We start from the raw sequence: 12,071 nt of genomic DNA on the forward strand, positions 1-12,071 counted from the left end.
TCGGGCCTTTGTATATCACATAGGCACAGGCTCACAAACGCAAAGAGCTCGCCGAGATTTCCCGCGCCCGCACGCCGTTTTTCGCCAGATCTCAGGCCTGCGCGGCGGCGGCTTGCGCCCGTCACGCCGCGCTTGCCGAGGGCATCCCCGCGAGGGTTTCGAACACCAGCGCCATGCACCCGGCGAAATCCCGATTGTTCAGGCGACACTCGGGCGGCAGCGACTGCGGCAACGACTGGGGCAGTGCCAGCCGTGCCGCATCGCCCAGGCTGCCGTTTCCCCAGACCGGATGCGCGCGCCCGATCCGCTTGCGATATTTATCCGCCCAATGCGCGCGCCGGATGATGGTGCACAGCAAGTCCCGGCGCGCGCCTTCGTCAATGCTCAGCAGCAACCGCCCGGCCGCCACCACATCATCATGCAGCAGTCGGCGCATCTACAGATCCGGCGGCCTGACCGTCTGCATGTGCACGGCCAGCCTGATCACACCGCCCGCGAAGTCGCCCCCCGCGGCCGTCAGCCGCAGCGGCGTGTCGGCATAATAGATCAGCGGCGATCCCGATGCCCCGATGATCCAGCTGTCCCGCGCCAGACCGATGCCGTCGGCATAGCGATCCGCGGCCCCGGCCACGCCCAGGCCCCAGCTTTGTACCGTGCCGGTGATCGTTTCGACGATCCTGCCCGACACAGCCTGCACCAGCGCATATTTAGGAATCGTGAAGGCGGTGACGGAAACCGCTCCCGCATTCAAAACATGGTCGAACTCCGCGATTTCGAACGCGGTCGAGGCGCCGTTGCCGGACAATGCCAGAACGCCCGCCTGCCAGTCCCTGCCGCCAAAGGTGGCGAAGAGACCTTCGTCGGCGATCCATCCGCGCCATCCGGTTTCGGGCGGCAAGAACACCCAGCCCCCGCCCAAGAACATCGCAAGCAGCCCCTCCTGCCCTTGCCAGGCATCGACCGCACCCGCAGCCACCGCGTAGACGGCGCCCTCGGCCGCCGTCGCGGGCGGGACCGACAGGCTGCGCGATGCCAAGATCAGCTGGCCCAGCGCATCCAGCCGCAGCAAGGCTTCGTTCACCGTGACATGTTTCTGCGCCTGCGCGGCCTGCACCAGCGGCAGCTTCAGTCTGCTCGTTTCATCCATTGATCGTCACCTTTGCAAATGGGCCCGCTCCGAACCGCTCGGATATCTGGGCCACCGCGATTTCCACCCTGCCGCCCGCCGCCAGATCGGCCGCACGCTGCGCTGCGCCATAGCGCCAGGACGGATCCTCCGTCGTGACCTCTCTCGTGATCGCGCCACCGACCAGAACCCGCAGCAGATACGCCTCCCTCACCTCGCCCAGCGGCACCTCGACCGCGGCCCACCTATCGCCGTCCGTTCGCGTGCGTCGCACCCAGGTGACGACCCGGCTGCCATCGCTTTCGGGACGCACCCGCAGATGACAGGGGCGATAGGGACGCAGCCCCACCCCTGCGAATGCCATCTGCCGATGTTCATAGACCGGGTCGTCGTAACTCCGGCTCACGGGGCCGCTGCGGTAATGGCGCGCCAGATCACGCTGCGCGCTTGCCAGGTCAAGCTGTGTTACCGCATCGTTCAACAGCACGACACGGCTGCCGACCGGCCAGGCGTCGGGCATGATTCCATCCGTTCCGAGCTGTCCCCGCAACAGGCCCGAAACCTCATAGACCCCCGGTTCCACCGGATCGGCGGTCGTGAACTGAAAGACCTCCCAGTCCTCGTCCGCACCGCTGCCGATGGCCATGGCATTTGCCCCGTTCAGAACGACGCCCGGCGCGGCGGAACTCAGCTGGCCGGCGTAGATCCTAAGCCGAAGCCGCACGCCCCGCGACCAGACGCCTGCACGCGCGCGCTCCAGCGGCGCCAGCGTCTCGCCCATGACCGCACGCCGCTCCAGCGTCGTGTTGAGCCGATATCCCGCATCCTGGTCCGAGGCGAATACCGCGACGCCGCCCGGCCAGGGCCCCCCTGTCGCCGCCGCATAGGGCGCATGGGGCACCGCATCTTCGCGCAACAACGGCAGATCCATGAAAGCCACGACCGACGGTAGGGGCGGAGCGTACTTCCGCACCCGCGCCGCCACGTCATCGAACGGTGGGGGGGCGTAGACGCCGGGCTCCGTACGCACGGCCTCGATGTCGCGCGCTCCGGCATCGGTCACGCGATCGATGCGGTAGCGTCCGGCCGCGGCCGTGCCGGGGGCGCTGCCGTCCGTCCTCGGCTCCTCCCCGCCCGCGCGGCCATCCTGCTCCGAAGGCACCGCGATCTCGATCACATCGCCCACCCCCACGTCGGCACGCGACGGCGGCAGCGCCAGCTGCACCCTGTCGCGCGCGATCCGCGCCTCCGCCAGCCAGCGGCGCGCGATGGCGGAGGCCTCCGCCTCGCTCAGCGCCAACGGCAGGTCCGAGTATGCCTGCGCCAGCGACGGATCGTCCGACAGCGCGGCCTCCGCCACGCGCACGGCGTAATCGCCCTCGGCCTCCACATATCCCACGCGCACCCGCCCCGCGGCTTGCGGATTGGGCAGACGGGTCGCCACCACCGGGCCGTGCGCATCCTGCGCCGCGACCAGACGGCCCGGCTCCAGCCGGTGGTCAGGCTCTCCGTCGCGGTTGGCAAAGACGATCGTGCCCGCGACCTCGCTCGCGTCGAACCCATATGCCAGCATGAGCGGCTGCAACGTCGCGCGCGCGGTCTCGATCTGCTGCACGACCATCCCCCGCAACGACGCGTGCAGCTTGTCGGTCCGCAATGCATGCACGCCGCCCGACTCGCAGATCTCGGCCACCACGTCGCGCATGTCCAACGTGGCCGTCCGCCCGTTGATCCAGTGCCCCCGCGCATAATTGCCACCGTCCGCCCACAAGGAGCGGTCGGCAGGAAACTGCGGATAGGGGCGCGCATCCCACGCCCAGACATGCGCGCGCGCCATGTCGATCATCGCGCCGTCGTAAATCTCGGAATAGGGATTGCGCGCCGGATCGCCCCAATAATCGTAAAGCGCTTCCAGATATCTTTTCTGGATCAGATCGTCGCGCCCGCCGCCGGAAAAATACGGCATTTCGGATTCCGACGACTTCGGGTCCAGGAACACGTTGGGCTGATTGGTCCCCTTGTCGATCGCCGGGCACCCGATCTCGGTGAACCATATCGGCTTGGAACGCGGCTTCCAGGGGCTGGCGACGGCGCTGCGTATGCCCGCGACGCGTTCGTGATGCGGCAGGGACCACCAGCTGCGCACATCCTTGTAGCGATAGATCCAATGCTCGCCATGCTGGCTGTCGACGATCGGCGTGCGCCGCTGCAAGGCGCGCGCGGCCTCGGTGCGATAGTACCAGTCATAGCCCTCGCCCCCTTCGATATTGGCCTTCAGGTACTCCGGCGCATAGATCGAGCCGTATGCCGCGTCGGCATGATCGTCGCCCTCGCGCCAGTCCGACAGCGGCATGTAATTGTCGATGCCGATGAAATCTATGTTCGCATCCGCCCAGAGCGGATCGAGGTTGAAGTAGACGTCGCCCGACCCGTCTTCGGGGCGGTAACCCGAATATTCCGACCAATCCGCCGCATAGCCGATCCGCGTCGTCTCGCCCAGGATGCCCCGCACCTCCGCCGCCAGGGCGATCAGTTCGCTGACCGCCGGAAAGCCGTCACCGGCACCCCGGATGCACGTCAGTCCGCGCAGCTCCGATCCGATGCAAAACGCGTCCACCCCGCCCGCCATCCGGCAAAGATGGGCATAGTGCAGCACGAACCGCCGATATCCCCAGCCGGAGGCGCCGACATGAACCACCGTCCCCTCCGATATCGCGAAATCCGGCGCCGCCGCATCGCCGAAGAACCGACGGATCTGCGCATCCGCGGCGGCACCGCGGTCCGGCGAGCCCTCCTGACCCGGCGCCCGGTCGAGCGTGATCCGCCCGCGCCAGGGAAACGCCGCCTGCTCCGCGCCGCCATAGGGATCGGGCAGGCCATTGCCGCGCGGAACCTCCATCAGCAAAAAGGGATAGAACATGACCTTCATGCCCTTGTCGCGCATCGCGCGGATCGCCTCCACCACCGATTGATCGCTCGGCGTGCTGCCGTAGACCGGCCTGCCGTCGACCCGCGCCAGCAACGGCGCATCGGCGCGCGTCAGCCCGCTGACGCGCCAGGGCATCTGCTGCCCGTCCACGGCGTTCTGCTCCAGCTTGGGCATCACGGTACAGTCTCCGACCCGCAGGTCGTTTCCGAACCAGCTGACCACCAGCGACACCGCCCCGCAGTTCGGCAGTTCCTCTCCCAGGGCCCTGAGCGCCACATCGAAATCGGTGCCCCCGGCGGCGGAATTGACGTTGAAGACCTTCTGCCCCACGGGCCCGGCATCGCCATACACCGGCGTCGTCGCCAATGCATAGTCACCCGTCCCCGGCATCAGCGCGACCGCCCGCGTGCCATGCGTCATGCTGGTTTCCGGCCGCCACGCCGCCGGGGTCGCAATCCGCAGCACCTCGAACGAGAACTGGGGCACACGATTGCCGAACGGGCCGAGGTCCAGATCCTCGATGACCATATACGCCAATCCGCGATAGGCCGGCGCGCGCCCCGCGCCCTCCACGGCTTCGATCTTGGGATCGGGCAACTGGGCGTCGGTCCCATGGTATAGCCGCAGGTTGAGCCGCTCGGGTTCCACCTCCTCGCCGTCGGCCCAGATGCGCGCCACTCGCAGGATCTCGCCCCGGCACAGGCCTATCGCCAGGCTGACCGAATAGCCGTAGCGCGTGACGCGCGGCGCGCGCGGGGCGCCCTTGCCTCCGCCCGACGTCCCTCGCGTCGTCTCGCTGGTCTCCAGAAAGTCGCTGGCCCAGATCACCTGTCCGCCCACGCGCATCCTGCCGAAGACCTCGGGGATCACCGCCCCCTCGCTGGCGCCGGTAAGCCGCAGCCGGTCGATCCGCCCGACCTCCACCGCCTCGGCCCCCGCACCCAGCAGGCGTTGATCTATGACACGGCCCAGCGTTGCTCCCGCCGCGCGTCCGATCATCATCGACGACACGCCCAGCACGGACCCGCCCATACCCGCGCCCAGCGCGGCACCCGCCGCCGACAGAACTAGCGTTGCCATCAAACCATCCTTTCGGGAAAACCATAACGACCGGCGATGCGGCGCAGCCAGGGCACGGAAAGCGGGCTTTCCACCACGCCGTGCCCGTCATAGGCGTGGATGAAACTGGGCCGCGATCCGGCGGCCCCGACGATCCCCAGATGTTTCGCCACGCCGGCACGCCGCATCCGGAACAGGATCACATCGCCCGCAACCAGTTCTTGGCCGCGCCGCGCCAGCAGATGGCGCTCGGCCGCCGCGCGCAGCGTCTCCTCGCCGGTGCTTTCCGACCAGTCGGGGGTATAGGCGGGAATCTGGCCGTGGGTGCGGCCGACGACGCGCCGCCACACGCCCAGGATCAGCCCCAGGCAATCCGTTCCCGCCCCGCGTGCCGAAGCCTGATGCACATAGGGCGTCCCGATCCAGCGCCGCGCCTCCGCCACGACATCCGCGCGTCCCGGCCCGCTCATTGCGCGTCCCCGAACAGGCTGCCGCCAGTGTTCTCTCCGGCACGCGTCGGCACCCGCATCAGCCAGTCGTCGCCCGGAATATGCGGGAAACCGCGAAAGTTCGGAAAATTATCGAACTTCAGGCGGCAGGTCTCCGCGGCCTTGTCGCACCCGGCCTCCAGTAGAAGCAGATCCCCGGGCACGACCGGCACCGGCATCGCTTCCCAAAGCTCCACGACACGCGTTGTCCCCTCGAAAAAGTCGGATTTGATCAAGCCGTCCCGCCCGGCCGCCGCGCCGCTTTCGACCCGCAGCATCCCGCGCTCGAACCAGCCCGGCTCGTGCTGGCCGAGACCCGCGAACCGAAACCGCCGGCCGTCCTCGACCGCCTCAGCGCCCAGCACCTCGCGATAGCCCGGCGCATTCAGATCGACACCGCAGGCGCCATCGCCGAGCAATGCCGGGCAACGCGCCTGATAGACCCGCCCGCGCGGCTGGTTCAGCGCTTCGGCCAGGCCACGCAACTCGGCCTTGAAATCCGCGCCGCTACGCTCGATCTCGCCCAGCGAGCCGGCGAACAGGCACCTGCGGGCGGTGACATCCCGCCAGTTCACCACCCATACGCTCACCCGCGCATCGTCATACCGCCCGGCCCGAATGTCGGCCTCGGTCAAGCCACCGCCGCGCAGCGCGCCCAGCACCTCGGTGTTGCCGACCGCCAGGCCCGAGCTCTGCGCCAGCGCCGATGCCCCCAGACCCGAGGCCGCGCGGAAAACCAGCCCGTCAAAGGCCAGATCCATGTCGTGATCGGTAAATCCCATGCGGATGCCGTCACGCCGCTCCAGCGCCCAGCAGCGCGCCACGGTCGTGGCGCCAGTCGCCAGATGCGCCGCCAACGCGGCCTCCGCGCCGCTCATTGGCGCAGCTCCACCACGGGCACGTTCATCACATCGCCCGCCTGAAAGCTCGCGACGGAAACCTCCAGCCTGTCGGTATCGAACCGCACCGGCACGTCGAACTCGAACCCGGCGGTCACCTCCGCCCCCACATAGGGCGCATTGGCCAGGGTAATGATCCCCGTCGTCTCATCCAGCTCGAAATCCTCGCCGACCACCAGCTCCGTGCTCTCGACCCCCACCCGCACGCTCTGCCGCACCGGCTTGGCGATGGCGCGCATATAGTTCTGCGCGCCCGACGCATAGCTCTTGGTCAGCTGAAACGCGCGCCGCACCCCTGTGCCGCGCCCGATAAGCTGATCGTCGAAGGCGGGCACCGCCGACGGCAGGCAGGACCGGAAATCGGCCCAGTCCTTCCAGCGAAAACCGAAAAGCTGCCCGTGCCGCGCCTCGAAAAACGCCACCAGCCGTTCGACATCGTCCAGCGATCGCAGGCTCAGCCCGGCGTCATACCGCCTGCGGCCATGCGCCCAGGGGCTGTTGCGTTCCTCATGGCCGTTGCTCAGCGTCACGATTTCCGTCCGCCGCTCCGGCCCCCCGACGGAACCAAAGCTCAGGCTGGCGGGAAACCGCACCTCGTGAAACGTCATGTCCGCTCCTTTGTCCAGTCGATGGGTGTGGCGACCTTCGCCATCACCTGTTGCGCTGCCCGCGGTCCAGCGCGCGCCCCATCTCGGCGGCGATCTGGCTGCGTGAGCGGCGAAAGCCCTGCGCATCGGGCGTGCTGACATTCATCACCACGGTGACGGCGCGCCCGCCGCCCGAGGCCTGCACGCCCAGCCGTCCGTCGGCGCCCCGCGTCAGCGGCATGATCGCCTCGGGCCCGGCCTCGCCCATCAGGCCGGTGCCCCCGCGCATCGGAAATTGCGTCGCCTGCGAGATCACGCCGCCGCGCGCGAAGGGCATCACGCGCCCCTGCGCAAATCCCGCCCCGTCGGCAAAGGGCAAGGCCGCCGACGACAGCGCATTGACGCCGCCCGCCACCAACCCGCCCACCGCACTCTGCAAGGGCCGCATGGCCGCATTGTAAAGCGTGTCCGACAGCGACCGCCCCACCAGCCGCCGCGCATCCGACGCCTTGGCCCCGTCGAAGACCAACCCGTCGAATGCGCGGCGCAGCCCGCCGCCGATCCCGCGCGACAGGCTGCCCACCTCGGCCTGTGTCCAGGTCATCGTCTCGCGCATCCGCCCCAGCTCGCCCTCGAAAGCCGCCGTCAACGCCGCCGCGCCGCCCAGGCTCTGCTCCAGCGCAGCAATCTGGTCGTCCAGCGCCTCCAGCCCTTCGCTCTCATCCATCTCCGGCTTCCTTTCCTTCGTCGGGATACAATGCCGACAACTCCGCCAGCCGCGCGCGGCCCAGCGGCGCGGTGCTCGCATCCAGCCCAAGCATCACCAGCAACTCCGCCGGGCTCAGCGACCAGAATGCCGCGGGCGTCAGGCGCAGCCCGCCCAGCCCCGCACGCATCAGCGCGGGCCAGTCCAACCCGGTCACGGCCGCTCCGGCGGCGGCGGGGCAAAGGCCAGCGACAGCAGGCGCGCGGCCACGCGCGCGGCCTCCACCGGACCGCCCTTGATGTCGGCCTCCAGCAGATCGGCCATCTCGCCGCGCCATCCCCCGCCCCGCAGCCCCGCGGCGACCAGCTCCAGCACGTCGCGCGCGGCAAAGCGGCCCTGCTCGAACCGCTCCACCAGCGCGGGCAGCGTCTCCGCCCCCAGCCGCGCCTCCAGCCCCGCCAGCGCGCCCAGCGTCAGCTTGAGCACATGCGCCCGGCCATCCAGCGTCAGACCGACCTCACCCGCCCAGGGGTTCGCGCTCATGGGCCCACCGGCGCGAAGGGGGCAAAGGTGATCTCCCCCGCCGATGCCATGCTCAGCTCATAGGTGGCTTCTCCGTCGTGGCTGCCCGCGTATTCGATAGCGGTGATCTGGAACGGCCCCTCGATCCTGCCGAAATCGGGCACGATCACCTGAAACAACGGCACGTCCCCGTCGAAGAAGATCTGCCGCGCCCGCTCATCCGTGGCCGCATCCTTGAACACGCCGGACCCCGACAGCGCCGCCGTCTTCACCCCCGCGCCCCCCAGCAACTCCCGCCAGCCGCCCTGGCTGTCCAGCGAAGTCACATCCACCGTTTCCGCGTTGAACGCGATCCGCGTGGCCCGCAGCCCCGCGATGGTTTCGAACTGTCCCGCGCCCGTCAGATCGAGCTTGATCAACAGGTCCTTGCCGTTCTGCGCCGCCATGTGCTCATCTCCTCAAATACTCAGTCATCACTCAGTCGTGCCCGAAACCGCAGCTCGATCCTGCGCTGCAACGGGCGGCCCAGCCGCCGCGCCGAGGCTTTCAGGAACCGCAGCGAAACCACGCGCCCCCGCCCCAGCGCGGGCGGCTCGCCCGCCAGCAGATCCGCAATGCGCCCGGCAACCTGTTTCGCCGCGTGAAACCCGCCCTGCGGGCTGACGACCTCGACGGTGAAATCATGCAGCGCGCCGCTGCCCGTCAGATCCGAGCGGTCGCGCACCGTCTCACGGCCAAGCAGCACATACGGCCCCGGCACCGCCCCCTCGGGGGCCATGTCGAACACCGCGCCGCCGACCAGCGCGTCAAGCTCCGCATCGCCTGCGATCACGGCAAAGACCGCCGCCTGCAACGCCGCCGCCTGCCCATAGCTCATGGCGTGACCTCCTCATGCACATGGCAGATCAGAAACCGCGCCGCCGCGTCCCATTCCGCCACCGCCTCGATCGGCAGGATGCGCGCGCCCCAGCGCAGCCGCTGCCCCGCGCGCGGGCGCGACGCGCTGCCCGGTGGCGCGGCCCGCAGGATCACGCCAAAGCGCTGCCGCGACAGCCGCAATCCGCCCCGCGCCCCCTCGCGCCCGCCGCCCACGGCCCGCATGTCCCCCCAGACCACGCCCAGCGCTTCCCACGCCAGCGTATGCCCGCCCGCGCCATCGCCCTGACGCACCGGCGCTTCCAGCACCAAGCGGCGGCTCAGCTCGACCGGCCTCATACGCCGCCCAGCCCGATGCGCAGCGGCAGATGCGCCGCCAGCAGCGCTTCGACCCCCGCCGCGATCCCCGATCCCGTCGCACCGCGCGCCCCGGTGCGGCTGCCGTCACGATCCTCGTAAAAGCCCGCCGCCATCATCAGCACGGCCTGGCCCAGATCGGAGGGCAGATCCGCCCAACCGGCACCGATGCCCGCCGCGACCACCAGCCGCACCGCACCGCCGCGCGGAACGGCCGGCAGGCTCCTGCCCGTGGCCACCACCTCGGGCCTGCGCCCGTCGGGAACCAGCCGATAGCGCGCCGGGTCCACCGGCTGCGACACACCGGCCGCGTCGATCAGCGCGATGCTCTCGATCGCGCGCACCGGCGCCAGCGGCAGGGGGTGACGGCCGCCGCCTGCCCAGCCCTGCACCTCCAGCGCGAAACGCCGCTCCAGCAACGCCTTGCCGATACGCGCCTCCACCGCCGCCAGAGCCGCGCGCAGATGCGCCTCCAGCACCGCATCCTGAAGCTGATCGTCCGCGAACCCGCGGCCCAGCCGCAGATGCTCGCGAAACGCCGAAAGCGGCAGCACGCTCCCCGCCACCGGGTCCAATTCCGTCAAAACCATTCACCACGCCCCGCGTCCGATTGCGCCCATGGGGCCGCGCCTTCGCAGCGCGACCCCGCATTGCCTGAGGCCTGGATCAGCTCACGCCGAACTTCAGCAGCTTGATGGCCGCGAAATCGCTGACATCGCCGCCAACCCGCTTGGTCGCGTAGAACAGCACATGCGGCTTGGCCGAAAACGGATCGCGTAGAATGCGCAGATCGGGCCGGTCGGCGACGGTATAGCCTGCCCGGAAATCGCCGAAGGCGATGGCGTTGCTGCCGCTGGCGATGTCGGGCATGTCCTCGGCGATCAGCACCGGATAGCCCATCAGCCGCGCGGGCTCTCCCGCCGCCAGCCCGTCGGACCACAGGAACCGCCCGTCGGCATCCTTCATCTTGCGCACCGCGCCCGCGGTCTTCGAATTCATCACGAAGCTCGCGTTCGCGCGGTAACGCGCGCCCAGCGCATAGACCAGATCGACCACCGCGTCGGAGGCGTTGTTGACCGCGAAATCGCCGTCGTTGCCGGTGGCCACATATCCCAGCTTGCCCCAGCTCCAGGCGTCCTTCTGGATCACCGGATGCGCCAGAAATCCCTTGGGCTTGTCGACACCGTCGCCATTGACAAAGGCCGAGGCCTCGGCGCGCGCGAACTTGTCGGCGATCCGCCCCGCAAGCCAGCCCTCGACGTCGAAGGCGCTGTCGTCCAGCAACCGCTGGCTCGCCTTCGGCAGCGCCGACAGCTCGTGCAACGCGATCGAGATGCGTTCGATCTGCGGCGTGTCGCTCTCGGTCACGCCCCCCGCCTCGGTCGCCCAGCCCGAGCCCACGTCGGTGTGATCGACCAGCACATCGTAGGAGGTCGCCTCCACGTTCACCACATTGGCGATCGACCGGATCGACGCGGCGGAACGCAGAACCCCCTGGATCGTCGCGGCGGTCTGCGGATCGACCAGATAGCCGCCCTCCGCCGAAACCGCGGTGCCCAGCGCCTTTTCTTCCAGCACCAGCCCGCGCAGCGCATCGTCATCGCCCGAACGCAGATAGGCGTCGAACGCCTTCTGGTGCGGTGCGGCATCGGCCGCGGCGGACAGCACGGGGCGCTGGTGGGTCGTCATCTTGCGATCAAGCATGGTCAGTCGCTCTTCCTGTTGTTGAAACCTGGCATCCATCTTCTCCTTGAAGCCGCTGACATGGCGCAGAAATCCCGCCATGGCCGCCTTCACCTCGCGGGCGCTGCCAACGGGCGCGCCTTCGATCTCGCCCGCCTCGGCAGGCGCACACAGGCCATCCCTGGCCCGCACCGTCATGTGGGGTGTCATCCGCATCATCCTCATGTGTTGAAAATCGCTGTCGTGCCCCGGCTCAGCGCCCGGACAGCACTTGCCCCGCCGCGCCGAACATCCGCGCGACCTCGCGCAGCAGCCCTTCGTCGGCAGCACGCCCCGGCGCGGCCTCCGCCTTGCCGCGCACCCGCGCGATCGTCTGCATCGGAAATGTCACCAGCGACACCTCCCACAGATCCAGCTGTGACAGCACGCGCCGCCCCTCGGCATCCTTCTGCGCGCGCACCGTGCGATATCCGATGGAAAGCCCGTCGATCGCGCCTGCGCCGATCAGCGCAGCGGCCTCCCGGCCGCGGGCGACATCTTCCAGAATGCGCCCGCTGACCCACAGACCCTTCGCATCCTCGCGCACCTCGTCCCAGACGCCGACGGGCTGCGCCGGATCGTGCTGCCACAGCATCTTGACCCGCCGCCCCGCGCGCCCCAGCGCCGCCAGCGACGCCGCATAGGCGCCCGGCTGCACGACATCGCCGCCCTGGTCGACCTCCCCGAACACCGAGGCATAGCCGGAAATACGCATGTCCTCCGACAGGCTCAGCGTCTCTTCCGGCTGGCAGAACTTGCGCTCGATCATCATGTGACCGCCCGTGTCATCCATCGCTCTC

Annotated in this window: 15 protein-coding genes; all 15 read right to left on the reverse strand. The window is 69.2% G+C overall.

All coding sequences use genetic code 11. The annotated features are described in order from the left end of the window. Positions 1-121: 121 nt before the first annotated feature. Positions 122-436, reverse strand: a complete 315-nt coding sequence (locus ACU0BR_RS11775) for a DUF7742 family protein (RefSeq protein ID WP_446157024.1) — start codon at positions 434-436, stop codon at positions 122-124. Continuing rightward, entirely contained in the window at positions 437-1,147 is a 711-nt protein-coding gene (locus tag ACU0BR_RS11780) for a DUF2793 domain-containing protein (RefSeq protein WP_446157025.1), read from the reverse strand. Further along, positions 1,140-5,135, reverse strand: coding sequence for a baseplate multidomain protein megatron (locus ACU0BR_RS11785; RefSeq protein WP_446157026.1), 3,996 nt, complete (start codon positions 5,133-5,135; stop codon positions 1,140-1,142). Before ACU0BR_RS11785 ends, ACU0BR_RS11780 begins: the two co-directional genes overlap by 8 nt. Further along, on the reverse strand, positions 5,135-5,584 hold the full coding sequence (locus ACU0BR_RS11790; RefSeq protein ID WP_446157027.1) for an NlpC/P60 family protein: 450 nt from the start codon (positions 5,582-5,584) through the stop codon (positions 5,135-5,137). Before ACU0BR_RS11790 ends, ACU0BR_RS11785 begins: the two co-directional genes overlap by 1 nt. Continuing rightward, positions 5,581-6,480, reverse strand: a complete 900-nt coding sequence (locus tag ACU0BR_RS11795; protein ID WP_446157028.1) for a DUF2163 domain-containing protein — start codon at positions 6,478-6,480, stop codon at positions 5,581-5,583. The genes ACU0BR_RS11790 and ACU0BR_RS11795 overlap by 4 nt, the downstream gene beginning before the upstream one ends. Then, entirely contained in the window at positions 6,477-7,109 is a 633-nt protein-coding gene (locus ACU0BR_RS11800; RefSeq protein WP_446157029.1) for a phage distal tail protein, Rcc01695 family, read from the reverse strand. Before ACU0BR_RS11800 ends, ACU0BR_RS11795 begins: the two co-directional genes overlap by 4 nt. Positions 7,110-7,152: 43 nt before the next feature. After that, entirely contained in the window at positions 7,153-7,815 is a 663-nt protein-coding gene (locus ACU0BR_RS11805) for a phage tail tape measure protein (protein ID WP_446157030.1), read from the reverse strand. Further along, on the reverse strand, positions 7,808-7,984 hold the full coding sequence (locus tag ACU0BR_RS11810; protein WP_446157072.1) for a rcc01693 family protein: 177 nt from the start codon (positions 7,982-7,984) through the stop codon (positions 7,808-7,810). The genes ACU0BR_RS11805 and ACU0BR_RS11810 overlap by 8 nt, the downstream gene beginning before the upstream one ends. A gap of 23 nt (positions 7,985-8,007) precedes the next feature. Continuing rightward, the gene (locus tag ACU0BR_RS11815; RefSeq protein WP_446157031.1) at positions 8,008-8,337 is read right to left on the reverse strand and encodes a gene transfer agent family protein; all 330 of its coding nucleotides are present in this window, start codon (positions 8,335-8,337) and stop codon (positions 8,008-8,010) included. Beyond that, positions 8,334-8,762 carry a phage major tail protein, TP901-1 family gene (locus ACU0BR_RS11820; protein ID WP_446157032.1) on the reverse strand — a complete coding sequence of 143 codons (429 nt, stop codon included), beginning with the start codon at positions 8,760-8,762 and terminating at the stop codon, positions 8,334-8,336. The genes ACU0BR_RS11815 and ACU0BR_RS11820 overlap by 4 nt, the downstream gene beginning before the upstream one ends. A 20-nt stretch (positions 8,763-8,782) precedes the next feature. Beyond that, entirely contained in the window at positions 8,783-9,193 is a 411-nt protein-coding gene (locus ACU0BR_RS11825) for a DUF3168 domain-containing protein (RefSeq protein ID WP_446157033.1), read from the reverse strand. Continuing rightward, positions 9,190-9,531, reverse strand: a complete 342-nt coding sequence (locus ACU0BR_RS11830; protein ID WP_446157034.1) for a head-tail adaptor protein — start codon at positions 9,529-9,531, stop codon at positions 9,190-9,192. Before ACU0BR_RS11830 ends, ACU0BR_RS11825 begins: the two co-directional genes overlap by 4 nt. Then, on the reverse strand, positions 9,528-10,139 hold the full coding sequence (locus ACU0BR_RS11835) for a head-tail connector protein (protein ID WP_446157035.1): 612 nt from the start codon (positions 10,137-10,139) through the stop codon (positions 9,528-9,530). Before ACU0BR_RS11835 ends, ACU0BR_RS11830 begins: the two co-directional genes overlap by 4 nt. Before the next feature lie 76 nt (positions 10,140-10,215). Further along, complete coding sequence (locus ACU0BR_RS11840; RefSeq protein ID WP_446157036.1) at positions 10,216-11,442, reverse strand: phage major capsid protein; 1,227 nt, start codon at positions 11,440-11,442, stop codon at positions 10,216-10,218. A 43-nt stretch (positions 11,443-11,485) separates the two neighbouring features. After that, positions 11,486-12,064 carry an HK97 family phage prohead protease gene (locus ACU0BR_RS11845; protein ID WP_446157037.1) on the reverse strand — a complete coding sequence of 193 codons (579 nt, stop codon included), beginning with the start codon at positions 12,062-12,064 and terminating at the stop codon, positions 11,486-11,488. Between the last annotated feature and the right edge of the window lie 7 nt (positions 12,065-12,071).

The organism is Brevirhabdus sp., from assembly GCF_052826345.1.